Origin of the sequence: Corynebacterium ulcerans (assembly GCF_000767685.1) — a bacterium.
GTDB lineage: Bacteria > Actinomycetota > Actinomycetes > Mycobacteriales > Mycobacteriaceae > Corynebacterium > Corynebacterium ulcerans.
Genome location: NZ_CP009622.1, coordinates 2,071,907 through 2,097,764 on the forward strand (window position 1 = coordinate 2,071,907; position 25,858 = coordinate 2,097,764).

General features: G+C 54.1%; 23 protein-coding genes. 15 read left to right on the forward strand and 8 right to left on the reverse strand.

The window, feature by feature from the left end; all coding sequences use genetic code 11:
- A complete protein-coding gene (locus tag CULFRC11_RS09380; RefSeq protein WP_023636340.1) occupies positions 1 to 549 on the forward strand; it encodes a hypothetical protein in 549 nt (182 codons plus the stop codon).
- Positions 550 to 620: 71 nt separating this feature from the next.
- On the opposite strand, the gene CULFRC11_RS09385 is transcribed toward CULFRC11_RS09380, so the two are convergent.
- Positions 621 to 4,259, reverse strand: coding sequence for a DUF5979 domain-containing protein (locus tag CULFRC11_RS09385; RefSeq protein ID WP_023636341.1), 3,639 nt, complete (start codon positions 4,257 to 4,259; stop codon positions 621 to 623).
- Positions 4,260 to 4,601: 342 nt separating this feature from the next.
- Between CULFRC11_RS09385 and CULFRC11_RS09390 the strand changes: the two genes are divergently transcribed.
- Genes CULFRC11_RS09390 through CULFRC11_RS09420 form a run of 7 tightly spaced genes read left to right on the forward strand, consistent with a single transcriptional unit; the run spans position 4,602 to position 12,039 of the window.
- Positions 4,602 to 7,460, forward strand: a complete 2,859-nt coding sequence (locus tag CULFRC11_RS09390) for a Na+/H+ antiporter subunit A (RefSeq protein WP_023636342.1) — start codon at positions 4,602 to 4,604, stop codon at positions 7,458 to 7,460.
- A complete protein-coding gene (locus CULFRC11_RS09395) occupies positions 7,461 to 7,955 on the forward strand; it encodes a Na(+)/H(+) antiporter subunit C (protein ID WP_023636343.1) in 495 nt (164 codons plus the stop codon).
- Complete coding sequence (locus tag CULFRC11_RS09400) at positions 7,952 to 9,622, forward strand: Na+/H+ antiporter subunit D (protein ID WP_023636344.1); 1,671 nt, start codon at positions 7,952 to 7,954, stop codon at positions 9,620 to 9,622. The genes CULFRC11_RS09395 and CULFRC11_RS09400 overlap by 4 nt, the downstream gene beginning before the upstream one ends.
- Entirely contained in the window at positions 9,619 to 10,134 is a 516-nt protein-coding gene (locus CULFRC11_RS09405) for a Na+/H+ antiporter subunit E (RefSeq protein ID WP_023636345.1), read from the forward strand. Before CULFRC11_RS09400 ends, CULFRC11_RS09405 begins: the two co-directional genes overlap by 4 nt.
- Positions 10,131 to 10,403 (forward strand): monovalent cation/H+ antiporter complex subunit F, encoded by a 273-nt coding sequence (locus CULFRC11_RS09410; RefSeq protein WP_023636346.1) that lies wholly within the window; start codon positions 10,131 to 10,133, stop codon positions 10,401 to 10,403. Before CULFRC11_RS09405 ends, CULFRC11_RS09410 begins: the two co-directional genes overlap by 4 nt.
- Positions 10,403 to 10,756: a monovalent cation/H(+) antiporter subunit G gene (locus tag CULFRC11_RS09415; RefSeq protein WP_023636347.1), complete on the forward strand. Its 354-nt coding sequence runs from the start codon at positions 10,403 to 10,405 to the stop codon at positions 10,754 to 10,756. Before CULFRC11_RS09410 ends, CULFRC11_RS09415 begins: the two co-directional genes overlap by 1 nt.
- A 20-nt stretch (positions 10,757 to 10,776) precedes the next feature.
- On the forward strand, positions 10,777 to 12,039 hold the full coding sequence (locus tag CULFRC11_RS09420) for a glycosyltransferase 87 family protein (RefSeq protein ID WP_023636348.1): 1,263 nt from the start codon (positions 10,777 to 10,779) through the stop codon (positions 12,037 to 12,039).
- On the opposite strand, the gene CULFRC11_RS09425 is transcribed toward CULFRC11_RS09420, so the two are convergent.
- Genes CULFRC11_RS09425 through CULFRC11_RS09435 form a run of 3 tightly spaced genes read right to left on the reverse strand, consistent with a single transcriptional unit; the run spans position 11,967 to position 13,942 of the window.
- Positions 11,967 to 13,091, reverse strand: coding sequence for a glutamate--cysteine ligase (locus CULFRC11_RS09425; RefSeq protein WP_023636349.1), 1,125 nt, complete (start codon positions 13,089 to 13,091; stop codon positions 11,967 to 11,969). The genes CULFRC11_RS09420 and CULFRC11_RS09425 overlap by 73 nt on opposite strands.
- Positions 13,092 to 13,110: 19 nt before the next feature.
- On the reverse strand, positions 13,111 to 13,653 hold the full coding sequence (locus CULFRC11_RS09430) for a LytR C-terminal domain-containing protein (protein ID WP_023636350.1): 543 nt from the start codon (positions 13,651 to 13,653) through the stop codon (positions 13,111 to 13,113).
- Positions 13,654 to 13,663: 10 nt separating this feature from the next.
- Entirely contained in the window at positions 13,664 to 13,942 is a 279-nt protein-coding gene (locus CULFRC11_RS09435; protein ID WP_013912395.1) for a DUF3263 domain-containing protein, read from the reverse strand.
- Between CULFRC11_RS09435 and CULFRC11_RS09440 the strand changes: the two genes are divergently transcribed.
- The 4 genes from CULFRC11_RS09440 to cls are packed head-to-tail and all read left to right on the forward strand — an operon-like array spanning position 13,941 to position 17,764.
- On the forward strand, positions 13,941 to 14,534 hold the full coding sequence (locus tag CULFRC11_RS09440) for a peptide deformylase (RefSeq protein WP_014526268.1): 594 nt from the start codon (positions 13,941 to 13,943) through the stop codon (positions 14,532 to 14,534). The two genes, CULFRC11_RS09435 and CULFRC11_RS09440, sit on opposite strands and share 2 nt — an antisense overlap.
- Before the next feature lie 6 nt (positions 14,535 to 14,540).
- Positions 14,541 to 15,503: an N-acetylglutamate synthase, CG3035 family gene (locus CULFRC11_RS09445; protein ID WP_023636351.1), complete on the forward strand. Its 963-nt coding sequence runs from the start codon at positions 14,541 to 14,543 to the stop codon at positions 15,501 to 15,503.
- A gap of 3 nt (positions 15,504 to 15,506) precedes the next feature.
- Positions 15,507 to 16,274 (forward strand): exodeoxyribonuclease III, encoded by a 768-nt coding sequence (locus CULFRC11_RS09450; protein ID WP_023636352.1) that lies wholly within the window; start codon positions 15,507 to 15,509, stop codon positions 16,272 to 16,274.
- A complete protein-coding gene (gene cls, locus CULFRC11_RS09455; RefSeq protein ID WP_023636353.1) occupies positions 16,271 to 17,764 on the forward strand; it encodes a cardiolipin synthase in 1,494 nt (497 codons plus the stop codon). Before CULFRC11_RS09450 ends, cls begins: the two co-directional genes overlap by 4 nt.
- A 7-nt stretch (positions 17,765 to 17,771) precedes the next feature.
- On the opposite strand, the gene CULFRC11_RS09460 is transcribed toward cls, so the two are convergent.
- From CULFRC11_RS09460 to CULFRC11_RS09470, 3 genes are read right to left on the reverse strand one after another with little or no spacing between them, the layout of a single operon-like run.
- On the reverse strand, positions 17,772 to 18,533 hold the full coding sequence (locus CULFRC11_RS09460) for a multidrug ABC transporter permease (RefSeq protein WP_023636354.1): 762 nt from the start codon (positions 18,531 to 18,533) through the stop codon (positions 17,772 to 17,774).
- On the reverse strand, positions 18,534 to 19,463 hold the full coding sequence (locus tag CULFRC11_RS09465; protein ID WP_023636355.1) for an ABC transporter ATP-binding protein: 930 nt from the start codon (positions 19,461 to 19,463) through the stop codon (positions 18,534 to 18,536).
- A gap of 13 nt (positions 19,464 to 19,476) precedes the next feature.
- Complete coding sequence (locus CULFRC11_RS09470) at positions 19,477 to 19,956, reverse strand: NUDIX domain-containing protein (protein ID WP_031270625.1); 480 nt, start codon at positions 19,954 to 19,956, stop codon at positions 19,477 to 19,479.
- A gap of 76 nt (positions 19,957 to 20,032) precedes the next feature.
- Between CULFRC11_RS09470 and CULFRC11_RS09475 the strand changes: the two genes are divergently transcribed.
- The 3 genes from CULFRC11_RS09475 to CULFRC11_RS09485 are packed head-to-tail and all read left to right on the forward strand — an operon-like array spanning position 20,033 to position 24,659.
- Positions 20,033 to 21,460, forward strand: coding sequence for a GlnX family signal transduction membrane protein (locus CULFRC11_RS09475; RefSeq protein WP_046694169.1), 1,428 nt, complete (start codon positions 20,033 to 20,035; stop codon positions 21,458 to 21,460).
- Positions 21,460 to 22,416 (forward strand): glutamate ABC transporter substrate-binding protein, encoded by a 957-nt coding sequence (locus CULFRC11_RS09480; protein WP_023636358.1) that lies wholly within the window; start codon positions 21,460 to 21,462, stop codon positions 22,414 to 22,416. The genes CULFRC11_RS09475 and CULFRC11_RS09480 overlap by 1 nt, the downstream gene beginning before the upstream one ends.
- A complete protein-coding gene (locus tag CULFRC11_RS09485) occupies positions 22,413 to 24,659 on the forward strand; it encodes a serine/threonine protein kinase (RefSeq protein WP_023636359.1) in 2,247 nt (748 codons plus the stop codon). Before CULFRC11_RS09480 ends, CULFRC11_RS09485 begins: the two co-directional genes overlap by 4 nt.
- Here the strand turns inward: CULFRC11_RS09485 and CULFRC11_RS09490 are convergent.
- Positions 24,656 to 25,858, reverse strand: a complete 1,203-nt coding sequence (locus CULFRC11_RS09490) for an acetate kinase (protein ID WP_023636360.1) — start codon at positions 25,856 to 25,858, stop codon at positions 24,656 to 24,658. The genes CULFRC11_RS09485 and CULFRC11_RS09490 overlap by 4 nt on opposite strands.

The following is a 25,858-nucleotide window of genomic DNA, read 5'->3' on the forward strand; positions in this document are numbered from 1 at the left end:
ATGTCTTCTTTCACCTCATCGCTTACTTTCCGTTCTCGCCGTTCGTTGCCGACAAAAACCTATACCCAACACTCCCCTATCCCCAGCACGACGCGAGTGTTTGCCGATGATCCTTTCCGAGCACGCTTCGGCCATAAGTTGCCTAAAGGTTTAAGAGAAGAAGCACATGGCATGCAATGGCGAACCTTCACCGCTATCTATACACCAGCTTCCGCAATCCGCGTCCACATCACAGGCGTACGCAAGCTACGCGGCAACCACAACTCCTATGACATTGAGCTTCATCGGAACACAACTGACGGAAGAATCACTGAAACCCACTCAATCGTGGCATCGGGCCCCATCGCTGCATGCACCCACATCTTGGCTAATGCAGGGCGTCGAGTAGAAATTCTTTCTTTCCACCAATTCGAGATATTCGAATCCACCGTGACGTTTGTGCTTGCTTCCCACAATCATCGCCAACACTGGGCAATGGGTTTCGGCGGTAGTCGTGAACACTCGGCTGCAACTGCAATGAGCTCTGCGTCTGAGCTGTTGTTTGGGTAATCACATAACAAAACCCTGATCGCGATAGGTCTACGATCAGAGCCTCGTTTTAGTTAACTAGCAGTAATAGGTCAGTTTTTCTTCTTTCCTCTGCGAATAATAAACACACCAGCTGCAATAAGTAGAGCGCTTGCAAACCCAAGACCAATCACACTCGCGCCGGTCTTAGCCAAAGGAGTCCGCTGCTTATTCACTTGTGCCTTATTCGTCTGTTGTGGTGCAGGTGCTTGTGGAGCAATCTGCGGTGGAACAGACGAAGTTGGCGGAATTATCGGCGTGATCACAAATGGCAGAAGCGGGATTAGCGGTATCAAAGGAATGAGTGGAACCAGCGGAGAGAGCGGTGGCTTCTCGTAACCATTCACTGCAGAGACGGTGATCGTAGGATTTCCTCCGATAATGCTAATTTTTCCGTCGTTGGAAATAGTGTGGTTCCAATTTGTTCCGTCGATGTGCGCATCACGTTCCGTTATCGTGCATTCTGATCCATCAGCGATATCAGAAACAGGGTCAGAAGAACCTTCGCCCTTGATGTTGAGAATTCCCCGAGCAGTTTCTTTATCCCGCTTTGTGCAGACGTAATCGAAGGTGAAAACTTTTTCTTTCGCCTTATCTGATGCGGCGCCCACCAACTGTTTACGAATAACAAAGCCACCCGTATGTGCTTTATAGGTATTAGTAGCAGTGACGCTTACTACCTGGTCTTTCTCACCGATAACAAACCGCTGGTTCTCCCATGTAGTCGCAAGAGAAGCTCCAGGTATAGACGCATCCTTTTCAGAGACAACGCACTCTGTGCCTATAGCTATTTCTTCAGATACGGCAACGGAGCCTCGTCCATTCACAACAGGAACAGTGGCCTCGCCGCTAAGGTTGCCACATGTCCAAGCGAAACCAAACTCTTTGGGAACAGCCACCCCAGCTTCAGCATCAACGATTTTATTGATCTTAAAGCTACCCTTTTGCTGGGTAAACGTATTGTGTGCCTTAACCAGAAGGGCAGGAGCGTCTTCCGATGGAACTTTAAACTTTGCAGTTGCACCGTTTACAGAAATATCTTCACCGGAAAGAGTAACCGACCAATCAACTCCATCGTGGCGAATATCAGATTCGGTAACTTCGCATTCAGAGCCCACTGGTATTTTTTCGATGTGTTTCGTTTGTCCGTTCATAACGGAAACAGATCCATCAATTGCATTTCCACCGGTAGGAGCCTTGCAAGAATACTTGAATTCAAAAGGAAGTTCCGCTAGCTTCGCAAGATCCTTAGCGTCCCCACCAACAGTCTTGCTAATCGCAAAACCACCATCGCTGTAATCGAAAGTATTTGTTGCAGTTATTTGAACAGTCTTATCTTCTTCAATGGTGAACTCACCATTCTTGGTAATGCTGCCAGTCCAGGTAGTTCCACGTGGCGAATCGAAGGAAGCTTCTGTAACTTTGCAGCGAGTTCCTACGGGAATATCAATAGGACCGCTAATAATTTCGCCAGCCTTGACAGTAAGGGGGCCTGTTTTCTCTCCACACACATAGTTAAAGCTGTATTCAAGATCTTTGGCTAGCCCTGCGGCAGGTCCATTGACGATCTTTTCCAAGAAGAATCCACCAAGCTTCGGCTTATAAGTATTGATGAACTTCACATCAATACTCTGCTTTTTATCTTTACCGATTGTAAACTTGCCGTTTTCTACAGACGACGTCCATTCATATCCGGAAATAGCAGCATCTGTATCCAGCTCTTTAACTTCACACTCAGTGTTTTCTAGGAATTCCGGCGATACAAAAGGCTTCTCTGCAGACACCTTAAACGGCGTCCATTCAGAGCTTCCACACTTGTATTCCCCTGAAAATTCTTTGCTCTGGTACTGAGGATCAGTTGCTACCTTGGCGTCGCCTTCCACAACCTTCTTAACGGTGAAGGTTCCCTTTGGAACAGGCGTATAGATATTGGTTGCAATGACTTTAGCAGTCTGTTCTTTCCCGATGGTTATGATTCCATCGTTAGGAGTCAACGTATGAGACCAAATGTGTTGCTCTACATCTGTTCCTTCTTCAAGCTCCTTAATCACGCATTTAGTACCCACTGGATACTCTTTTTCAGAAGTGAATGGCTTATTTACGGAAGCCTTTACCTTCTGAGAAGCTTCATCGTTACAGGAATAAGTGAAATTAAATTCCTTATCCTTCAATCCATCGACAATAGCCGGATCGCCTACCAATTGCTTTTCAATAATGAAAGATCCAGTCTCCTCTTTCGGATCTTCCGGATAGGTGTTTGTGGCAATGAGGTCTACCGAGTTTTCCTTAGGATCACGAATTGTAAAAGTAGCTGACGCAGCTGGTTGTCCATCGATAATCCACGACAATCTCGGTTCCGGCGAGCCTAGCTGATCATTTTTTTCTTTAACTTCACAGCTCATGCCCTTTTCCAAAGAAGTAAAGTGTCGGTAATCTGTCCCGTCACCCTTAACTTTGAACTCTTCCGATACGATTTTAGAACCGTCCATCTGTTCGCACTTATACTCAAAAGTAAATTCACTCGGTATATTCACGCCAGATCCGATAACTACTTTTCGTACCGTAAATCCACCTAATTTACCAGTACCAAATCCACCAGATCCAGGAATAGCAGCATATCCTGTGTAGTCTTTGCCATTTACCGTTGCAGTATTAGTCTGTGTACTAAAAGCTTCTGGCTTAGTTTCTGTATAAGTAGTAAAACGAACTATTGGACCAGTCTGTGGAGACAAACCATAAGGGAACTCAAATACTATTTCCTGCTCTGAGCAGGTAACAGTAAAGTTATGTCCAGTAAAAGTGTTTTGAATTCCTGTAAAGCCGACATAACGCCCGCCATCAGCATAATTATTGGCATTAATGATGCTGCCTAGGTAGAAAAAGTCGTTCGACCATGTCCCGACACTCACGACATCGCTGGGTGAAGTCATTGCAGAATCGCACGCAAACTTATGCCCTTCAGGCGCTTTATCTGTTACGCGGAAGCCGCCTTCTGCAGTTTCAGTCCCTTTAGTACTGCCATTAATCCAAACAGTCCAATCAGTTAGATAGATGTCTGCTTCATCTACAGTTTTCTTTCCTCGATACTGACCGGCTTTTGATGTTTCATGGGTATTTCCCCCTGGGCCATCTTTCGGATAGACGCCCGCTAGAGCACCTTGACCGCATCCAGAGAACTGAAGTAACCCATCAACTGCAGAGTCATACCCGGTCTCGGTATTGATCTGAGATCTGTCCCATTGAAGTGATACTTTCACCTTGCCTTGAACATCGAAATGAGTGCCGGCAAAATCAGAGAGCGTCACTATCAGATTCTTACCTGACCATTCAGCAGTTCCGACTTCTCGATTAGAGGCATCACGCAGTGTGAAACGCTGGTCAGCTCCCGTTGCAACCTGCAACTGAGGTGGCAGCGTGAAAGTCAGTTTATCGCCCGCTTTAGCAGTGTTGGGAACTTTCCAATCAAATTCTGCAACAGCAGATTCGCCGGCATTTGTGTAACTTCCTCCTTGAACTCCACCCCCTTCGACCCAATGAAGGTTATCCCAGCTTCCAACACATGTTGGCTGAGCAGAGGTTTGAGGAACTTTCCCGACATACACCGACACTGACATTACAAGCAGAGCGGCGAGCAATATTGCAAAGAGGCTCCGCGGCAGGCTACTCGCCTGCTTTTGTGAGGGACTTTTCATTTTCAGTTTTGCCTTAACTAAATTCGTTTTGCCCAAAAATAGGCACACAGCAGATCTTCTACATATAGTTATTTCACAAAACCTAAAATAACTAAAGCTACTGCAATTAAATTCTTAATTTTGTCGCTTACTTTTCTTCCAAAAAACTAGTTTTGACCTAAAACCCCTGCTAGCGAATGTCCGCAATCTCGCACCCCAACCTGCGCTAAGATAACAAGAGTGAGCTGCGCCGATGCATGACGCAAAAACTACACCTCAATACCAATCCCGCTGCGTTACTACATTGCACGCACTTTCACTTCGCCTTGTACGTCCACGACAGCCAAAGGATTATTTCGCCCTGTGCTCGTATTGCTGTTAGCTCTCGCGGCGACCGCCACGGTCGCCCCAATTGCAGTGAAAACTTGTGGAAGGCCAGCTTTCGGCCTTCTTTCCATTACGCCCTTCGCCGGGTTTGCGTGGATCTTTGGCAAGTTGATCAGCGGTGACTTTTCTTCGGGCAAAGCCCTCACCGCTCATTACGGGTGGATGAGCAGCGCGCATTTAGATCTGACTTTCCGGCTCGATTCGCTTTCCGCGCTGTTCAGCTTGATCATCTTGGGCGTCGGTGGCTTGGTCTTACTGTATTGCTGGAATTACTTTGATTCTGTGCCTCGCCGATTGCGACCTTTTGCGGGACAACTATCCGGCTTTGCGATGGCCATGTACGGGCTCGTGATCTCCGATAACATGCTGCTGCTCTATGTTTTCTGGGAGATTACCTCGGTGCTCAGTTTCTTGTTGGTGGGCTACTACGGCGAGCGAGCGTCATCACGCCATGCTGCAATGCAGGCGCTGATGATCACCACTTTGGGCGGATTATCAATGCTCGTAGGCATTATTTTGTTGGGTCGCCAGACGGGCATTTGGGAGTTGTCCGGCCTTGCCAACGCAAGCTTGGAGGGGACCCACCACATTTCTTATGCCGTGGTCCTCATATTGGCGGGCGCATTATCCAAGTCGGCTATCGCCCCAACGCACTTTTGGTTGCCCGGTGCGATGGCTGCGCCAACGCCAGTATCTGCTTATTTGCATTCTGCGGCAATGGTCAAAGCAGGGATTTATCTCGTTGCTCGGTTAGCTCCTGATCTTGCTTTCTCGTATGTCTGGTACTTGGTGGTGATCCCTCTAGGGATTTTCACCATGCTTTTGGGTGGCTGGATGTCCTTACGCCAAACAGACCTCAAGCTGATTTTGGCCTATGGCACTGTCAGCCAGCTGGGCTTTATCACTGTGCTCGTAGGAATTGGCTCGCATGCGGCCATGGTGGCGGGTCTTGCGTTAACGTTTGCGCATTCTATGTTTAAAGCGACGCTTTTTATGGTCGTAGGGGCAATTGATCACACAACGGGAACCCGCGACATACGCAAGCTCTCCGGGCTTGGGAGAAAGCAACCGATCTTGATGGGCGTCGCCACGCTTGCTGCCGCATCGATGGCGGGGATTCCCCCGTTGTTCGGTTTTGTAGCAAAAGAGGCAGCTCTTGAGGCGGTGCTGCATGAGCATGCTCTCGTGGGATTGCCGGGGCAGGTAACGCTTGTGGGGATAGTGGCAGGTTCGATTCTCACTATGGCGTACAGTCTGCGGTTTCTCTTCGGGGCGTTTGCTACCAAGGGCGGGCAGGTCTCCGAGCCGGTGCTCACGATGCATCCTATCGGCCCGCTGTTATGGATTCCTCCAGCACTATTAATGGTGTTGACCGTGCTCACTGGGGCGATCCCGCAGCTGTTAGGTACTCTTCTGAGCGCCCACACGACCTCGATTTTCGGCGAAAAAACGCACCTGGCCCTGTGGCATGGGTTTACTATTCCGCTCGCATTGAGCGCCGCAATCGTGGGAATCGGAGCGGTTATGCACTGGCAGCGTGCAACAATCGCCAAGTTGCATTTCACCGAGCCGGCTCTGGGCAACGCTAGCGCTGCGTATGACCGCGTCTTGGATCTTCTTCGGACATCCTCGCTGCGTTTAACCGCCTCCACCCAGCGAGGTTCGCTGGTTATTAACTCGGGCTCTATCTTTGCGGTCTTTGTCCTTGTCCCGCTCATCGCGCTATTAAGCGGAGAGCGTAGCGACGTCCACATGATCCTCTGGGATACGCCGCTGCAAGCAATCATCGCCGGAATCATAATCGTGATGGCTATTAGCGCAGCCGTCCAATCCAACCGGCTCTCTGCCCTGATCATGGTGGGAATGACTGGCTATGGTGCAGCCATGATTTTTGCGCTGCACGGCGCCCCCGACCTTGCACTTACTCAAATACTGGTGGAAACCATCACGGTGGTGGTGTTCATGCTGGTTCTTCGCCGTTTCCCGGCGCGCACCCAGTGGCAACCTTCCCATCGCGCTAACAGACTGCGCGCGTGGCTTGCCGCAGCCGTGGGCTTCACCGCCGTCATTCTCACTGTGTTTGCCATCAACGCCCGGACCGAAGCCCCGGTGAGCGCTGTTATCCCCGACCTGGCCAAAGACATAGGCCACGGGGCAAATGCCGTCAACGTGTTGCTGGTGGACATTCGCGCCTGGGATACCTTCGGCGAAAGCACTGTCCTTATCATCGCAGCGATTGGTGTTTCCTCCCTGATCTATCGCACCAAAAGCTTCCAGCGGGATTCACGCCGCCCCACGTTGCATGATTCTGGCGGCTGGCTTTCCTCAGAGGCAGCGCGTAACCGCTCTTTGATGGTGGACGTGTCCACTCGACTGCTGTTCCCCATCATGATGGTGCTCTCCGCCTATTTCTTCTTCGCAGGCCATAATGCTCCCGGCGGCGGATTCGCAGGCGGACTTGTCGCGGCCCTCGCTCTTGCGTTGCGCTATCTTGCAGGAGGCCGCGAAGAGTTGGAGCAGACCTTCCCCATCGATCCTTCCCGCGTCTTGGGAGTCGGCGTGCTGCTTACCGCTGCCGCCGTTATCTGGCCAGTCTTTATTGGCGCGCCGCCGCTGACCTCCTATGCGTGGGATCTGCATATTCCGATTATCGGGGACATCCATGTGGTCAGCGCTTTGCTTTTCGACGCCGGCGTCTACCTAATAGTCATCGGATTGGTGTTGCACGTCCTCACGTCTTTGGGCAGCCAACTCGATCTGGATGAGGAATTGCGTAAACAGCGTGCACGGGAACGAGTGAAAAAACTCAAGGCTCGCGTAGGAAAGGAGAAGTAAATGCTGGTCAATCTCTCATTACTCCTTGCCGCAGGCGTTCTTGTGTCAGCTGGTGCTTATCTGGTGCTGGACAGGGCTATGACCAAGATGATGATGGGGCTGTTGCTTATGGGCAATGGCGTTAACATCCTGGTGCTCATGGCTGGCGGCGCGCCGGGGTCGCCGCCGATCAAGGGGCGCGATTCTGCGCTTTATGGCGATACAGTTGCGGATCCGTTGGCTCAGGCCATGATTCTTACGGCAATCGTGATTTCCATGGCGCTTACTGCATTTATCCTTACGCTTGCGTATCGGCAGTACCGTTACCGTACTCAAGACGTGGTGGAAGACGACGTGGAGGATGCTGCAGTTGCAGCCCGCCCGCCGCTGCCTTCAGCGGCACCTGACCATGATCTTTCCGACGACCCAGCCACCGGGCGAGTCACCAAGCTTGGCGACGAGTTCGGCCCCCGTTGTTTCGAGGCCCCATTGACAGACTCGCAGGAGGACCAGTGATTCCTTTTCAAAGCCTCCTTGACGCGATGCCAGTTCTTATCCCGCTTCCCATCGTGGTCCCTGCCGTGGGCGCAGGCATAGCATTAGCAGCTGCGAAGCATCTGCGCGTTCAACGCATAGTCGCAGCTCTCACGCTCTTTGCCCTCATTTCTTTGGCTGTCACCATGCTGTTTGTGGTGGATCAGGAAGGCATTCAGACCATTCAGATCGGCGGTTGGGATGGGCCCGTGGGTATTACCCTCGTGGCGGATCGCCTTTCTACCCTGATGCTGATGGTTTCTTCCATCGTTTTGTTCTGCGTGATGTGGTACGCAATTGGCCAGGGAGTTCGCGACGGGGAGGAAGACGAGCCTGTGGCGGTCTTCTTGCCCACGTATCTTCTGCTCAGCATGGGCGTGAACATGTCGTTCCTCGCCGGCGACCTCTTTAACCTCTACGTGGGCTTCGAGGTCTTCCTCGTCGCGTCTTATGTGCTTCTGACTCTGGGCGCTTCCCCTGCACGCGTGCGCGCAGGGGTGGGTTATGTCATGGTCTCCATGCTGAGTTCGCTTGTGTTTCTTATCGGACTCGCTTTGGTGTATGCGTCCGTCGGCACGCTTAATATGGCGCATATTTCAGAGCGCATGGAATCGGTGCCTGGTGGCACCCAAACCGCGATCTTTGCGGTGCTCCTCATCGCCTTTGGCATCAAGGCTGCAGTATTCCCGCTTGATTCGTGGTTGCCGGACTCCTACCCCACCGCGCCGTCTTTGGTCACGGCCGTCTTCGCAGGTCTGCTTACTAAGGTCGGTGTGTACTCGATCATCCGAATGCGTTCTGCGGTGTTCACGTCGGGATCTTTGGATACGTTATTGATGTGGGTAGGGCTGGCCACCATGTTGGTGGGGATCTTGGGCGCGATGGCACAGAATGACATCAAACGCCTCCTCAGTTTCACCCTGGTCAGCCATATCGGTTACATGATCATGGGCGTAGGGTTAGGCACAGCGCAGGGACTTTCTGGGGCGATCTTTTATGCTATGCACCATATTTTGGTTCAGACCGCACTCTTCTTGGTGGTTGGACTCATCGAGCGCCAAGCCGGTTCCTCCTCGTTGCGCCAACTGGGCTCCCTGGCCAAAGCCACGCCCATCCTTGCCGTCCTCTACATCATCCCGGCGCTTAACCTGGGCGGGATACCACCGTTTTCCGGCTTCCTGGGCAAGGTCATCCTCGTGGAGGCAGGCGCTAACGAGGGCGGCCCGCTCCCCTGGCTGCTTATCGGCGGCGCAATTGTGACCAGCCTGCTCACCCTCTACACCATGGTTTTGGTGTGGTCTAAGGCATTCTGGCGCGACCGCAAAGACGCACCCGACGGGGGAACTGCCTACGCGCGACCGGCTTTGCTCTCTGATGTCACGGACAAGATCGATTTTTCTGAGCGAAACGACGTCGGCCGGATTCCGACAGGAATGCTCATGTCCACTGCCACGTTGGTGTCTGTGTCGCTTGGCCTTAGCCTCGTCGCAGGCCCGGTGAGCAATGTGACGTCCCGTGCCGCTGAGTCTGCGCAAGATACCAGTATCTATCGCACAGCTGTACTTGGTACCGATCGGAAGGAACCGGGGAGAACCCTAGAACAAGAGCGTCTCGACGAAGGCAAGGACACGAGAGGAGTACAGCAATGATCGCAGGCGCCCGCCGTCGATTCCGCCCCCTCTTTGTCGTGGTAGCCACGGTGATGTGGGTGATGCTCATGGGAGAGCTATCCGTGGGAAACCTTGTCGCGGGTCTCCTCGTAGGTCTTATAGTGAGCATCGCGTTGCCGCTTCCTTCGCTTCCCGAGGAGGGGCTCACCATCAATGTGCTTCCCTTTCTCGAACTTATGTCGCGCTGGACTTTATACCTTTTTAGCGGTTCCATTCGCGTGGCGTGGCTTTCTATCAGAAAGGCCGAGCCGCCGCGTTCTGCGATTGTGACGGTTCCGATGCGCGTGGATAGTGAGCTCGTGCTCAGCCTTGCTACCACCTTGTACAACCTTCAGCCGGGAGGAACGGTCACGGATATAGATGTGGCAAACCGCCTGTGGACTGTTCACATCTTGGATGCAAGTTCCACAGACAAAGTCGATGCGGAAATTGCAGCCATCGAGCAATATGAGCAGCGACTCAAGCGGGCGTTTGAAAGGAACAACGCATGAACCAAGATGTCTACAACCTCGTGTTGTTCTTCGTAGCGTGTATTTTCGCCTTATCGTTCATCCTTACGTCTTACCGGATCATTGCCGGCCCCAACTCTATTGACCGTTTGTTGGGACTCGACGGCGTGGTCGCCATGCTGCAATGCGCGCTGGCTGCCTATATCTGCTGGAGCTTAGACACCACCGTGTCTAATGCGATGCTCGTGATCGCACTGTTGGGGTTCATCTCCACGGTGGCTATCACCCGTTTTAGAAAGAAGGACGACTAATGAACTCCAACATCATCGCGGATGTCGCCTCTTTAGTTTTCCTTCTCACAGGCGCTTTCTTTGCCCTTTCCGCGTCCATTGGGCTTATCAGGTTCCGATCCCCCCTGGCGCGGGTACACGCGATTACTAAGCCACAGACTGTTGGGCTCATTCTAACCATTATTGGTGCGATTATCCGGGTGCTGGGAACGGATTCTCCCACCGGTGACCTCGGCGTTCTGGTGCTTCTGGTTCTCTTTGCCCTCATTACTTCCCCGGTCACCGGGCAACGAGTTGGCCGCATCGCACGCAGAGAAGGCCTTTATGACGACACCTGCACCGTACACCGTGATAAAGTTCGCGATGGAAAGTAGCCGCTGAGCAGGAGGACAGCATGAAGGCACACAACCTCAGAGGAGCCCCCACAATCCTTGTGATTTTGGCCTTCTTCATCCCCTGGGATCTGCTGCAAGAGGATTCAATCCTCAGCAAACACAAGCTCACCCAATGGATGCCCGTTGATCTGCACGTTTACACACTTGCGGGGAGGCACTTGCAGTCTGGCGGAAAGCTTTACAGCGACTCTTTTATATGGGATCTTCCGTTTACGTATCCGCCCTTTTCTGGTGCCCTTTTTAAATACCTCGCGCTTTTTAGCGACGACTGGCTCACCGTCATCTGGCAAGGCGCAAATTTCCTGGCGCTCATCGGGGTGATTCTGCTTATCTTGGCTCGCGGCGAGCGTCGCGTTACCGTGACCACCGCATTCGTGGCTGTGGGGTTGGCCGTCGCTTCGCTAGGGCTAGAGGCCATCCGCGGCGGCTTTTTCTATGGGCAGATCAACCTGATCCTCATGCTCCTGGTTGCTTTGGACTTCCTCCCCAACAACCGCCGCTTTGCTGGTATTGGGGTAGGACTAGCAGCAGGTTTAAAGCTTACTCCCGCGTTTTTCGGCTTTGTGTTTCTTCTGGAGCGCCGCTGGGGTGCTGCGTTCCTCTCCGCAGCCACTTTTGGAGTCACCGTACTCGTAGGCCAGCTCGTAGTCCCGGATGCCACTAAGTTCTGGACGTCTGCTATCTCTGATTCTTCCCGCGTTGGTGTCCATACCAATGCTGGTGCACAATCGCTGCGCTCCATCATGGATCGTGTCCTTGGCATTCAGGGAGGGCCACTATGGATACTGGCCGTTATCGTGGTGATTGCACTAGCTGCGTACTCGATCAGACTGGCGATTAAGCGCAATAACATGCCCATGGCGATGGCTATGGGCGGCATCACCGCATGTCTGGTGTCCCCCTTTAGCTGGTACCACCACTGGGTCTGGATGGTTCCGGTCGTGGTCTGCATCTACCTTGCTGTCGACGATGCAATCAATGAGTTCAACGCCAAACATTCCCTAGGGTGGGCCGGATGGTTACTCAACCAAGCCGGTGCAATCGTAGCCACCGGCATCGTAGTGGCGGTCACAGCTCCGCAGGTCAGCTCGATCATCTGGAGCGATATGGCCTTTTTCAAGCGCAACGAGCATCCTCAGGACCTGGGCAACCTACTCTTCTGCGGGGCAGGGATCCTGGTCATCGTGGGCTATGGGGTCATAGCGTCCATCTCTGCAATGGTGAAATCTACAACCGATTCCCATGAACCAGTAGCCTCATAAACCGCACGCTGGCGCTGATAACCTGCACCGCGATGACAAACGCTTACAACACGGTGCAGCTCTTTCTCGCACCCTAGCTCTTGAGCTAGGGGTGTAAGCACTCCCACCCATCGGCGCAGTTCATCCGTTACAAGCCGCTCCTCGGTGTCCCGCGACGTAATAATGATTGCATCCATGCCGTAGCGGGCAGCGCGCCACTTATTCTCTGCGATATGCCAATCCTGCAGAGTTGGCAGTTCTTCTCCCCGATCCAGCATCCGATCAAAATAGACCACCAAACAATGGGTAAGCGCTACGGCAGCGGACAGCTCGGTGAGGTTACTGGTGGCGTCGCAAATGCGCACTTCGATCGTGCCCCACTTGCCTGCTGGCCGAATATCAAAGTGCATCGAACCAGTGTGGTTGATTACTCCGGACTTGCCTTGGTCTTCCATATAGGATTCCCACTCTGCCCAATCACGGAACTGATAAGGCAGCCCAGCGGTAGGAAGCTGCTGGTACAGCATCGTTCGATTAGAAGCGTATCCCGTATCTAGTCCGTCCCACCCCGGAGAAGAAGCCGTTAACGCCAGCAAATGCGGATACATGGTGAGCATTGCATTGATGATCGGCCACACACGATCTTTGCTCGATATGCCCACATGAACATGGATGCCCCAGATCAGCATCTGGTTTCCCCAGTATTGGGTACGCGCGATGATCTCGTTGTAATGGCCCTTTTCGCTCACCGGCTGTTGGCGGAAGTCAGAAAAAGGATGCGAGCCAGAACCCCATATCTTAAGGCCCAATTCCTCTGTCACCTCACGCACGGCCAAAAGTGCCGTGCGCAATTCCTCCACTGCCTGCGGGGTGGTCTCGCATACAGAGGTGACCAGCTCAATGGTGTTGGCCAAGAACTCCTTTTCCAAATGCACCTCAGGGTGCCTGGAAGCCACAAGATCAATCACTTCGGCTGCACGAGGAACCAGATCTCGTGTCTCTGGGTCGGCGAGAGCTACTTCCCATTCCACTCCCAGAGTCGGACGAGGTGAGGCATTGAAGTTTTCGGCCATGGCAGGCCACCTTTCAAAGCTAGTTGACTTCCTCGGCCAGCACGAGGACCACGGTATGAGGGTCCTCAGTCCCGCCAGGAAGATTATCTGCCCGCGGCACCGCTACTCCGCCGACGCGTTCTGCTAGTGTACGCGCGGCCTTCTCTGCGGCGGCGTTTTCTGGGGTGAAGTAGACAGTATTTTGAGGCACCGCACCATCTGGGAAATTACCTACTTCTCCTAACTCCCATCCTTCATGTTTCAGCTTATCCGCTACCCCAGCGGCAAGACCTTGAATCGTGGAGTTGTTAAGAACGTGAACCTTCTTCACTTCAGCATGCGTAGGAGGAGGCGGCACTGGGGCTGCCGTTGTCTGGGGCGGCTTTGCCACAGTGGTTGGCTGCTGCGGCCGTGGCATCTGAGTCGTAGTGCTCTCAGCGGTGACGGTGGTGTCTGATGCTTTTTCACGAGTCATCGAGTACACGCCCCACGCCGCGAGGAGCAAAGCTACGGCGATCAGGATCATGGCCATGCCGCGCAGCGGAAGGCGTTGTTCATTGTTTGGGGAAGGTTCTGTAGTCACCTGAGCTATTCTATCGTTTTTGTGCTTGCGCCCGGCGATCGGCTCTTTGATCCCGGATCCTACGCAGACGCGCTGTGAGCACCGGATACTCAGACATCACCTCAGGGACGTCAATGGCCCGGTTAAGAGATTGAAAGTATCTCACGGGAGACATTCCAAGTTCCTCCCGAATTGCTTCTTCTTTTGCACCCAGACTGCGGGGTGCGCGGTCTTCAAAAGCGAGCAATGCCAACTGTTTTTCCAGTCGAGTAAGGTTATTGGCATCAGACATGCCTACACTGTAGGACATGACAGTTCGACCCATCGTGATCCACGGCGATCCCGTTCTCCATAATCCCACGGCCGAGGTCACCGAGCCGATTGATTCTCCCGAGCTACAAGAGCTCATCGCAGACATGTACGAGACCATGGCTGTCGCCCATGGCGTCGGCTTAGCCGCAAACCAAATCGGCGTGGGCAAGCGCCTTTTTGTCTTCGACTGCCCCGATGATGAGGGCCATATGCATCGTGGGTGCGTAATCAATCCGGTTCTGGAAACCACGGAGATTCCGCAAACGATGCCTTCCGACGACGGCTCTGACGATGAAGGCTGCCTCTCTGTCCCCGGCGAGGGCTTCCCCACAGGCCGCGCCACCTGGGCCAAAGTCACAGGGCTAGACGAGCATGGCAACCCCGTATCCTATGAGGGAACAGGCTTCCTTGCTCGATGCTTCCAGCACGAGGTAGGGCACCTAGATGGTTTCCTTTATACGGATACCTTGGTCGGACGCTATAAGCGCCAGGCAAAAAAGGCCATTAAGCGCAATGGCTGGACTGAAGCCGGTCTTACGTGGATGCCGGGTGAAGATGAAGATCCCTTCGGCTGGGATACCGAGGAATAAGCCGGAATGTCACGGATTTTCCGTTCTGACGCAGTGGCCCCAGGTGATCGCATCGTGGTGCGTCGTAAAGCTAACGACATTATTGGTCACGTGCTGAGCATCGACGAGGAAACCCTCGTGGTGCGGCCACAAAAAGTAGGCGGTTTTCCGTCTGAGGTTCCGGCGTTATCCATCCCACGCGCGGACGTCATCATCATGAAAAAGCTGAGCCCGCGCACTGTCCGCAACTCGGATATTCGTGCAATCGAAACCGCCACGGCCAAAGCCTTCCCAGGTATCGAGCACACCTGGTGCGGTCAATGGCTCATGCGCTCTGGCGACGGCATCACCGAGCGCTCCAACAGCGCTGCCCCACTGGGACACACCGCCATGTTCACTCCCATCCCGCTGGAAGAAATCCATGCGTTTTATAGGCGACATAATCTGCCCACGCGCGTTCTTATCCCTGAACGTATCGGCGCGATGGCGGAAAAACTCGTGGCACAGCCTGGGTGGACTTTAGGCCCCGAAATCATCGTGATGACGCGCGATCTGGATGATCTTCCGGCTACCACATCCGACTGGGAGTTTCGCATCGACGATCAACCGGACCACGATTGGTTGTCGCTCTATAACTTCCGTGGCGAGCCGCTCCCCGAGCATGCTCTCGATCTGCTCCGCGGGGAGATCGACGGGACAATGGGTTTTGGCAGGTTGCTTACCCCCGAAGGAGAAACCGTCGCTATCACCCGTGGCACCATCACCGATGATTATCTCGGATATTCAGCCGTTGAGGTGGCACAAGCTTATCGACGTCGCGGCCTAGGCACCGAGCTGGGCAAGCATATGCTGCACTGGGGTGCGAGGGAAGGCGCCACGCGGGCCTATCTTCAAGTGATCGCCGCCAACGCTGCTGGCATTGGGCTCTACGAAAAACTTGGTTTTGTTGAGCATCACCGGCATCGATACGCGGAAGCGGCTAATCTTTAATCCATGCGCATTGTCAACTGGAACGTGAATTCCGCTCGCACCCGTGTAGACCGGATGGTCGATTTTTTGCAGCGCCATAACGTGGATGTCCTCGCGGTTCAGGAGACCAAGTGCAAGGATGCACAATTCCCCTACGAGCGCTTCCATGACATTGGCTACCAAGTAGCTCACTTTGGGCTCAACCAGTGGAATGGTGTTGCCATTATCTCCCGAGTGGGTCTTGAGGATGTTCAGACCCACTTCCCGGGTCAGCCGGGCTTTCATAAAGACCCACAGAAAGACCAGGCGCTGGAAGCTCGCGCGATCGGCGCCCTCTGCGGGGGTGTCCGCGTGTGGAGCCTCTACGTTCCTAACGGCCGCGAGATCGCAGACCCGCATTATGACTACAAATTACGGTGGCTTTTTGCGTTACAATTGCATGCGCAGGATGTAACAGAACCCACGGTATTTCTAGGCGACTTCAATATTGCACCCCGCGACCAAGATGTCTGGGACATGTCCTTCTTTGAGGGAAAAACCCATGTCACTGAACCCGAGCGCCAAGCCTTTGAGGCTTTAACCGCTTCTGGTCTGCAGATCGCTTCCCCCCTCGAAGGCTTTAGCTATTGGGATTATCAGGCGGGAAGATTCCTCAAGAACCAGGGAATGCTTATCGACTTCCAGCTCGCTACAACGGACCTGAAAGTAGAGAAAAGCTTTATCGACGTCGACGAGCGTTCGGGGAAAGGGGCCTCCGATCACGCTCCGGTTATCGTGGATTATGTAGTATGAGCTGGCAAATCGACCTGAGCACATGGCAGACGGTAGGTCTGATTATTGATTACTCCATCAAGCTCATTGCCATTGGCTTTGTGCCAGAAGGTCGCCGCCCGAGTTCCTCTACTGCATGGCTCCTCGCTATTTTGTTGATTCCTTTCCTAGGTCTTCCTCTATTCCTGACCATGGGTAGCCCCTACATCAACAAAAGGCGGCACGACCTGCAGCGCAAGGCCAACAAGGACATTGAAAATGTTCAGGCAAAAGTTCCCGATTATCCAGAAGGTTCAGTAATCGGTGACGAGCTCGTCTCCATGATTAAGATGAACAGACGGCTCACCTCGCTGCCCGCCACCACGGGATATAACCTCGGCGTACATTCCGATTATGAGGCATCTATTCAGGCCATGTCCGATGCTGTAGACCAAGCACAAAAATACGTTCACGTGCAGATCTACATCATGGCGTGGGACGACACCACCGATGTTTTCTTCCAGTCGCTTGCCCGTGCTGTACAACGCGGAGTGAAAGTGCGTCTCCTCTTTGACCAGGTAGGAAGCTGGAAGTACCCAGGATATTTGAAGCTAGGAAAGCGCCTCTCGGAGATAGGCGTGCAATGGCGAATCATGTTGCCGCTACAGCCTTTCCGCTGGCGCTTCCGCCGACCGGACCTGCGCAATCACCGCAAGATGCTCATTATCGACGGCGAGCATGGCTTCATCGGCTCACAAAACATGATCGAAGCGGGTTATCTTAACAAGAAAAACCTCTCCAGCGGGCGGCGCTGGGTGGACGTTATGGTCGAACTTTCGGGCCCCGTCGTCGCGTCTATGAACATGGTTTTTGCTGTGGACTGGTTCCAAGAAGCCGACGATCTCCCTCCCATCGACGACCACATGGTTAACCCAGAAATCCCTGACCAGGATGAAACCGATGTTAATCTTCTGCAGTTAGTACCCTCTGGCCCCGGATACAGTACTGAACCCAATCTGCGCCTGTTCAACCAGATCATCCATCATTCCAAGCATCGCCTGGTCATGTGCAGCCCCTACTTCATTCCCGATGAATCCATGCTTGAAGCGGTGACGTCGGCATGCTATCGCGGAGTCAGGGTCGAACTGCTGGTTAGTGAGCAAGCCGACCAGTTTATGGTCGACCATGCGCAATCCAGTTATTATCAAGCGCTCTTGGAAGCCGGAGTGCATATCTATCGCTACCGCAAGCCGGCAGTACTGCATTCCAAGTTTTTGATTGCGGACCCCCAGCTCGATGACACTCTCTCGGTGGGAGTCATCGGCTCCTCCAACATGGATATGCGCAGCTTCGGCTTAAATTACGAAGTCTCCCTGATGATGGCTCGTGGAAACATGATTCGCCAGCTAGATCAGCTGGCGAACGACTATAAGAAAAATTCCGTAGAGCTCACGCTTGAGGAATGGAATAAGCGCGGGTTAATCCGCAGATACATAGATAACATCATGCGTCTAACCTCCGCGCTGCAGTAATTACGTATTAGGCGTCACGCTTGTTCAGCACGATAATGCCCAATGCCAGAATCACAAAGGCCCACACAGCAAAGTATGCGCCGCTTCCCTCATAACCCCATGGAACATCTTTGATCGCTGTTTTCCCTAGGAAAGCGTTCATGTTGTTCATCGGGCCATACTTAACAATCCAGGTTCCGATCTTGGGGAGGAAACCAAGGAGCGTCTCCAGCGCGAGGACCCAGATCAGCATCAACGTAGTAGCACCAGCAGTCTGCCTGAGCAGATAAGCCACGCCGTGGGAGAACGTTACCAAGAGCGCAGAAACGAGGGGGAAGACCCACATGATACGCAGAGCGTTCTCGTTGTCCCACACATTGAAGGTCTTGCTAGCTTCAGCGCCCGCGACCAATTTAGACGTGTAGAAGCACAATATAACCACTGCAAAGGTAAGAGCAGCGGCAACCACGGCATAGAGCAGCCACTTGCTCATCGCGACTAATGTGCGATTCGGGGTGGCAAGGAACGTAACAGACTGATAATTGTGTCGGTATTCTGCGGTGACCACCATGATCGCCTGAATTGTCACGACAAGGAAACCCAGAGCTTGGACCGCAAGCACAGTGCTAGCAGGGCTAATAATAGGAATGCCCAGAGGGCCTGGTGCTATCTCACGAGAGTTAAGGGCCGCAAAGCCAATGCCAAAGAAGGCGAAGAGAGCCGTGGTCCACCAGAACGCCTTAGTAGTGCGCAGTTTGGTCCACTCAGCGCGGATTGAGTTGAGGAACATTTAGTGATTCTCCTTTACCTGCGCGTGGTACTGAACGGCATCGTTAGTCATTTCCATAAAGGCATCTTCCAGCGATGCGCGTTTGAGGGAAAGCTGCGACAGTGGAACTCCACCAGAGTGGGCCATTGCTCCGATCTCATCGGTGCTGCGCCCAGCGATGCTGAGGTATTCACGGTCTTCTTCATCAGTACCCCACTCAGGGACAATCTCGTATTCCCCAAGCAGCTCGGCTAGCTCTTTGAGATACGGCGACCGCACTATGACGCTGGACGCGGAGTTATCGCGAATAAATTCGTAGGTGGACGTATCAGCCACGAGCTTTCCCTTGCCAATAACAACAAGGTGATCAGCGGTCTGAGACATCTCGGACAGCAGATGCGAGCTCACCAAGACAGTACGACCTTGGCTAGCCAACGAGCGCAAAAACTCACGAACCCATCGGATGCCCTCAGGGTCGAGTCCGTTAACCGGCTCATCGAGGATAAGAATCTCGGGGTCACCCAGCAAAGCACCGGCAAGACCCAGACGCTGGCTCATACCGAGAGAGAAACCTCCAGCTTTTTTCGATGCCACGTTGCTGAGCCCAACGAGGCCCAGGACTTCGTCGACACGCTTAGTAGAAATGCCATTGGATTGAGCTACCCACTTGAGGTGATTTGCGGCAGACCTGTTGGGGTGTATGGCTTTAGCGTCAAGGAGCGCGCCTACTTTAGTCAGAGGTTTTTTCAGCTTGGTATAGGCCATGCCATCGATGGTCGCGGTCCCCGAGGTAGGAGAATCAAGGCCGAGAATCATACGCATCGTCGTGGATTTACCGGCGCCGTTGGGGCCAAGGAATCCAGTAATGATGCCGGGCTTGACGGTGAAGGTCAGGTCATCGACCGCCCGCACCTGCCCGTACTGCTTAGTTAAGCCACGCACTTCAATCATGCGCTCTAGTCTGTCACATTTCTCTTAGCATCTTCTCAACACGAGGTTTGAGGCTCACCCACGCGGTGGAAAAGGCAGGTAATAAATCAAGCTCATCCACCTCAGATATGGGAACCCAGCGCAGCTCTTCCGATTCCGCATTGGCCACTGTATCCAGCTCTTCTTGCGCCAAGGCCAACACCGTCGTGTAGGTCCAGCCCGAGTGATACGGTCCGGCAGTCACCACCGATTGAACAAAAGCATAGTGCTCAAAGGAGATTCCAGTTTCCTCATATGCCTCACGTGCAGCAGCTTCTTCCGCTGTCTCGATGAGATCACGTGCCCCGCCTGGCAAAGCCCACGTGCCACCATGATTAGTCCAAGGCGCTCTGTGCTGCATCAATACTGACTCAGTGCGTGCAGCAGTAAGAAGAAGTCCTGCGGCGCCGTATTTTCCCCACAGCTGCGTACCATTGGGTCCCTCGACCCAACCATCTCCGGATGTTGTAGGCATGTGCTCTACTCTAGCTGCCGGTATACTTCTAGGGTAGATTACAACTTCTGCAACATCTGTATCGTCTGTAACGGAGATGAGGTTTACCGTGGAGGACATCGCGCATACCTCTCTGTCGCCCGACGTGGAAGACTCTTGGCTCGACCGGATCAGCGAACGTCGCGAACGACAGCGCTCCCGTTTCCACGCCTTCTGGCACGAGTCAGTTACATACCCCGTCCTGTGGACCAAGAAACTACTGCAATTTCTCTCCACTACGCCAGGACGCATGACCACGCTCGTGATCGTCCTCAGCGTTACCCTCTTATCCGCAGGCGTTTCCATGTCCCAGACAGCCGCTGACAGACGCGCCGATCTCAAAACGTTGATAGACAATACCGAACCTGTCTCCTACCTCGCACAGAATCTTTATTCTTCGCTGTCGCTGGCCAACACCACGGCGTCGGTAAGCTTTGTGCGTGCAGGGGTGGATACCAGCGAAAACCGGCAGCGATATGAGCAAGCTATCCAAGATGCATCGCGGGCCGCTGCGCAGACAGCCGGAGGACTCGGCGATAATTCTGGGCGCCATCTAGAGCTGCTCACGCATATTTCTCAGCAGATTCCTGTCTACACCGGCCTTGTGGAAACCGCGTGGGCTAACAATAGGCAAGGCAACCCCGTAGGCGTGGCTTATATGTCCCAGGCATCCACGCTCATGCGCGAAGAGATTCTGCCCGCCGCCGCAGAGCTCTATACGCTCACCAGTAATAACGTGAGCAGCGAGCAGCAACAGCTCGCCCGCCCGCTCTGGGTTCCCCTCGGAGGCCTTTTTGTTGCCCTTATTATGTTGGTGCTCGGGCAGCTGTGGCTCGCACACGTTACTCGCCGCCGGCTCAATGGGTGGTTTGTGCTGGCCACGTTCTTAATGGTCATCGCCACGTCCTGGGTGTCTACTGCCAATTTCCTCACGTGGAGTGCCAGCTCTACTGCGTACCAAACAGCCTCAGCCCCACTGCAGTCGCTCACGGACGCTCGCATTCGTGCCCAACAAGCTCGAACCAGCGAGACGCTCGCTCTAGTGTGGCGCCAGTCGCTGGAAAATTCCAATACCAACTTCAGCGCCACCATGAGCACCGTGGACAAGGCACTAGAGAACTATGAAAACTCTCGACTGGTGGACAATTCCAACAACCGAGACCACCTCGACCAAGCCGTCAAGGCAGCAAAGGCGTGGAGGAGCTCCCACGAAAAACTCGCAAAAGCGCTTAACTCTGGCGACTATGAAGAAGCCCTAGCGCTAACGCTCTACAATGACGCGTCCGCCGCAACGCCTTCCGCTTTTAATGGTTTGGATTCTTCCTTAGCCAAGCTTATCGACGACGCCCGCCAAACCGCACGCGGCTATATCGCTCGCGGGGCTAACGCATCAGACCTGGTGAGCACCGTGATTCTCGCTCTCACTCTTGTATCCGTGCTCTCCCTTTGGCTAGGTATTCGCCCTCGACTCCAGGAGTACCTCTGATGTCGCGTCGCTTTCTTGCTTTACTCACTACTCTTTTGTTCTGCACCGCAGCATGCGCAGAACCCGAGTCTCCGGTTCTTGAGCCTCCCAGCCGCACTCCATCCGCGACACCAAAGCCCCTCGTTGATTCCGCATTACCCGATGTAGATACCAGCAACCTGCTGGGTTCGCTCCGCCCCAACAACAATCCCGAGGGTGTCCGAAGAATTCGCGAGCGCGGTCGCCTGGTCGTGGGCATCGATCAATCGCAAAACCTCCTTAGTTTCCGCAACACCGCTACCGGCGAGTTGCAGGGCTTTGAGGTTGACCTGGCTAAGGAAATATCTCGCGACATTTTCGGTGACCCTACCAAGATCGACTTCCGTTACGTCGATGCCGGCACATGGATCAAGTCGTTAGAAAACAACGATGTTGACCTAGCTATCCGGTCAATCTCGATTACCCGAGGTCGTCAAGATCAGGTCTTCTTTTCCACTCCCTATTTCTCTGGCAAGACAAAGCTCCTCACTCAAAAAAACTCCGGCATTAACTCCGTGGATGATCTCCCCGGAAAGACTGTGTGCGCCACTTCAGAATCCACCGGTGCTCAGAGAACTAGGTATGTAGCACCTCGCGCCGAACTGCTTGTAGTGAGTAGCTCTGCCGACTGCCTGCTTGCTCTGCAGCAGGGGGATACCGACGCCGTGATCTCGGACGATACGATTCTCTCTGGCATGCTCGCGCAGGATCCTTTCACGGAAATAGTAGGTAATGCGCTGGCTGAAGAAGACTATGGCATCGCTTTTGCCAAACCCGGCCCTCGACACGACTCTGAAGGGATCATCCGGCAGGTTAACGCTACTATCGAACGTATTTTTAGAGACGGAACCTGGCAAAGGTCCTATGCCAAGTGGTTCGGTGCGTATCTTCCGCCTCAGAATCCCCCTGCGCTGAATTATCGTGAGGAGAAACCATGAATGACCCGCTGAGTCGTGGCACCGAGGCTGTCCCCTTTGACCCCTTCGCGGATGATGACGACGATGAGGACCTCACGGGGCTTCTTAACGACCTGAACACTATCCAGCAGGACACAGATGCCGGCACGCGTTCCCGAGAGAAAGCAATTTCCACGTTCCGCTCCCGGCGCGGCACTAACCGCGATGACCGCACCGTGGCCAATGGCATGGTCGCCTTGCCTTTCATCCGTGTCTCCACGGTAGAAGAAGTGCTCAAAGATGATGAGTACATTGAAAAGAAAGGGCTGGAAAAACCTCTTCTCCAGCGCGGCGATATCCTGGCTAATCAATACGAGGTCCAGGGGGTGATTGCTCATGGCGGTATGGGCTGGATCTACTTGGCTAGTGACCGGAACGTTTCTGGGCGCGTCGTCGTACTCAAGGGCATGCGGGACAAGGCTAATCCGCATGACTACGGCGCCGCGGTGGCGGAACGCGAATTCCTCGCTGATATTACGCATCCTGGGATCGTGAAGTCGTATAACTTCATTGACGATCCCCGCGTTGAGGGCGGTTTCATTGTCATGGAGTACGTTCCGGGGCCGTCGTTAGCGGATCGACGTAAAGAGCAGCCCGGGGGGTTGTTCTCCATCGACATTGCCATCGCCTACATTCTGGAGATTCTTCCCGCGCTCGATTATCTGCACTCACGCGGTGTGGTCTACAACGACCTCAAACCCGATAACATCATTGTCGCCGAAGACCAGGTCAAGTTGATCGATCTGGGCGCGGTGTCTGGCATCGGGGCCTTTGGATATATCTACGGAACAAAGGGCTTCCAGGCACCTGAGGTAGCCACCGATGGGCCCTCGATTGCGAGCGATATTTACACAATTGGCCGGACTCTTGCCGCCTTGACGGTGAATCTTCCCTCCGCCGATGGGGTTTATCTGCCCGGCATCCCCTCCCCCGACGAGGAAAATCTCTTTGCCCAGAATCTTTCCTTTTATCGCCTACTGCGCCGTTGCATCAGCAGCGATCCGGCTAAGCGCTTTGCCTCTATACGCGAGCTAGAGACCCAGCTGTTTGGAATTCTGCGCGAGTACCTTGCGCTCACTGAAGGGCGGCAGTTTCCAGCCCAGCATTCGCTCTACTCGCCTCAGCGTTCCACTTTTGGCACTAAGCACATGGTGTTTCGCACGGATCAGCTTATCGACGGCATCGAGCGCAACGTGCGCATCACGTCCGAGGAAGTCAACGCTGCGTTGCCTGTCCCCCTTTTAGACCGCACCGATCCCGGAGCGATTATGATTTCTGGGGCTTCCTATGCCGAGCCTTCACAAACGCTGCAGACGCTACGTGATGCGATGGCTCAGGAAGAATTCGCCGATTCCAAGGAGATTCCCCTCGGCGTGGTGCGTACACTCCTTGACCTGGGCTTTACCGATGAGGCTCGCTCTTGGCTGGATACGTTGGATACCAAGCTAGGCGACGATTGGCGCCACCAGTGGTATTCCGGGGTGACTTCGCTGTTCCTGGACGATTACGTGACTGCTCAGCGCCACTTCAATGAGGTCTACAGCATTCTTCCCGGTGAGGCTGCGCCAAAACTAGCACGCGCTGCTGTTTGCGAGATGTTGCTCCAGGACATGGGGATGGATTCGGCGCAGCTCTTGTCCCCGGATACTGCTGTCTCTGCTGCGGAGCTCAAGGGCAACACCATTGGTATGTGGAGTGAATTGACTAAGGACCCCGAAACTCTACGCTTCAAGGCCCTTTATCTCTATGCTTTGGTATGGCAGACAAATCCCACCACGGTGTCCTCAGCATTTGGGTTAGCGCGGCAATTGGTGGCTGAAAACCAGGTCGATCTGGCGGTCTCCACACTAGATCAGGTACCGCAAAACTCTACGCACAGGCGTATGGCTGAACTTACCGCCATTTTGCATCTGATCAATGGCGACCTTAGCGAGTCGCGCATCAGACGTGCCGCTCGCAGGCTCGAAGGCATACCTACTAATGAGCCGCGCTTCTTGCAGATCAAGATCGCAATCATGAACGCTGCTTTAACGTGGCTGCGCCAAGCCAATCTCGAGGCTGCCGCAGCGGACAACGATCTCTTTGACTATCACTTCACGCAAGAGGGGCTGCGCACCGGCCTTTATGATTCTCTCCGGCTCTTAGCGCGCAGCGCCCCCAACGCCCACCACCGATATACGCTGGTGGACATGGCCAATCAGGTCCGACCTATGACCTGGTTCTAGATGGATTCCGCAATGGTCTTTGCGTAGCGAGCGATAGCTAGCTCCTCGTTGGTAGGAACCACGAAGACCTTCACTGTGGAATCAGGGGTGGAGATTTCGCGAGCGCCGTCGGCACGCACAGCGTTGATCTCCCGATCAATCTTGATGCCAAAGCTCTCAAGGTCTGCGAGAGCGTCGGCACGCACGGCGTCATCGTTTTCGCCTACGCCTGCAGTGAAGGTGATGGCGTCGATGTGTCCCAGAGCCACCATGTAAGAGCCGATGAAGCGGCGCAGCTGGTGGATGTAGACGTTGTAGGCAAGACGAGCGTCTTCATTGCCCTCGGCGATCAGCTGGTGCAGCTCGCGGAAGTCATTAACACCCGAGATGCCCTTCACACCGGAACGCTTGTTCAGCAGATCATCGATCTCGTCGATGCTCATGCCTGCGGTGCGGTGCAGGTGGAAGATGATGCCTGGATCGATATCGCCAGAGCGGGTACCCATTGCCAAACCAGCCAGTGGGGTCATGCCCATGGAGGTGTCAATCGGCTTACCGTGGCGGATTGCAGCGGCAGAAGCTCCGTTGCCTAGATGCAGCGTGATCTGGTTAACGGTCTCGGGATCCTTACCCAAGAGGGCAGGAACCTGCTGTGAGATGTACTCGTGGCTGGTGCCGTGGAAGCCGTATCGACGCACACCGTGTTTCGCAGCGGTCTCGCTTTCGATTGCGTACAGCGCCGCAGCCGGGGGCATTGCATGGAAGAAGCCGGTGTCAAACACAGCAACGTGTGGGATCTCAGGCAGCAGCTCGCGAGCGACCTCAATGCCGGAGATATTCGCTGGGTTGTGCAGAGGGGCCAGCGGAATGAGTCCGCGGATCCACTCCACGACCTCATCGGTGATCAGCTCAGGCTGGGAGAAGACCTGGCCGCCGTGTACGACGCGGTGGCCAACAGCTTCGAGTTCAACGTCCTTAGGGCCGCAGCCGTGCTCGCCCATGAGTTTGAAGGCCAGGTCGAGGCCTGCGGTATGGTCGACAATTGGGGCCTCCACGACGTACTTCTCGCCGCCGTGCTTCAGCGTGATTTTGCCGCTTGGCTCACCGATTTGCTCGACGAGACCAGAGGCAAAGGGTGCGTCAGTTGCGTGCTGAGTGGGATCGACAAGTTGGAACTTGATCGATGAAGAGCCCGAATTGAGAACTAGGACCAGCGCCAT

What these genes read in the sequence shown, in the direction of transcription:
- CULFRC11_RS09380 (WP_023636340.1), top strand. Translation starts at nt 1, where the DNA reads ATGTCTTCTTTCACCTCATCGCTTACTTTCCGTTCTCGCCGTTCGTTG.
- CULFRC11_RS09385 (WP_023636341.1), bottom strand. Translation starts at nt 4,259, where the DNA reads ATGAAAAGTCCCTCACAAAAGCAGGCGAGTAGCCTGCCGCGGAGCCTC.
- CULFRC11_RS09395 (WP_023636343.1), top strand. Translation starts at nt 7,461, where the DNA reads ATGCTGGTCAATCTCTCATTACTCCTTGCCGCAGGCGTTCTTGTGTCA.
- CULFRC11_RS09405 (WP_023636345.1), top strand. Translation starts at nt 9,619, where the DNA reads ATGATCGCAGGCGCCCGCCGTCGATTCCGCCCCCTCTTTGTCGTGGTA.
- CULFRC11_RS09410 (WP_023636346.1), top strand. Translation starts at nt 10,131, where the DNA reads ATGAACCAAGATGTCTACAACCTCGTGTTGTTCTTCGTAGCGTGTATT.
- CULFRC11_RS09415 (WP_023636347.1), top strand. Translation starts at nt 10,403, where the DNA reads ATGAACTCCAACATCATCGCGGATGTCGCCTCTTTAGTTTTCCTTCTC.
- CULFRC11_RS09420 (WP_023636348.1), top strand. Translation starts at nt 10,777, where the DNA reads ATGAAGGCACACAACCTCAGAGGAGCCCCCACAATCCTTGTGATTTTG.
- CULFRC11_RS09425 (WP_023636349.1), bottom strand. Translation starts at nt 13,091, where the DNA reads ATGGCCGAAAACTTCAATGCCTCACCTCGTCCGACTCTGGGAGTGGAA.
- CULFRC11_RS09440 (WP_014526268.1), top strand. Translation starts at nt 13,941, where the DNA reads ATGACAGTTCGACCCATCGTGATCCACGGCGATCCCGTTCTCCATAAT.
- CULFRC11_RS09435 (WP_013912395.1), bottom strand. Translation starts at nt 13,942, where the DNA reads ATGTCCTACAGTGTAGGCATGTCTGATGCCAATAACCTTACTCGACTG.
- CULFRC11_RS09445 (WP_023636351.1), top strand. Translation starts at nt 14,541, where the DNA reads ATGTCACGGATTTTCCGTTCTGACGCAGTGGCCCCAGGTGATCGCATC.
- CULFRC11_RS09450 (WP_023636352.1), top strand. Translation starts at nt 15,507, where the DNA reads ATGCGCATTGTCAACTGGAACGTGAATTCCGCTCGCACCCGTGTAGAC.
- cls (WP_023636353.1), top strand. Translation starts at nt 16,271, where the DNA reads ATGAGCTGGCAAATCGACCTGAGCACATGGCAGACGGTAGGTCTGATT.
- CULFRC11_RS09460 (WP_023636354.1), bottom strand. Translation starts at nt 18,533, where the DNA reads ATGTTCCTCAACTCAATCCGCGCTGAGTGGACCAAACTGCGCACTACT.
- CULFRC11_RS09465 (WP_023636355.1), bottom strand. Translation starts at nt 19,463, where the DNA reads ATGATTGAAGTGCGTGGCTTAACTAAGCAGTACGGGCAGGTGCGGGCG.
- CULFRC11_RS09470 (WP_031270625.1), bottom strand. Translation starts at nt 19,956, where the DNA reads ATGCCTACAACATCCGGAGATGGTTGGGTCGAGGGACCCAATGGTACG.
- CULFRC11_RS09475 (WP_046694169.1), top strand. Translation starts at nt 20,033, where the DNA reads ATGAGGTTTACCGTGGAGGACATCGCGCATACCTCTCTGTCGCCCGAC.
- CULFRC11_RS09480 (WP_023636358.1), top strand. Translation starts at nt 21,460, where the DNA reads ATGTCGCGTCGCTTTCTTGCTTTACTCACTACTCTTTTGTTCTGCACC.
- CULFRC11_RS09485 (WP_023636359.1), top strand. Translation starts at nt 22,413, where the DNA reads ATGAATGACCCGCTGAGTCGTGGCACCGAGGCTGTCCCCTTTGACCCC.
- CULFRC11_RS09490 (WP_023636360.1), bottom strand. Translation starts at nt 25,858, where the DNA reads ATGGCGCTGGTCCTAGTTCTCAATTCGGGCTCTTCATCGATCAAGTTC.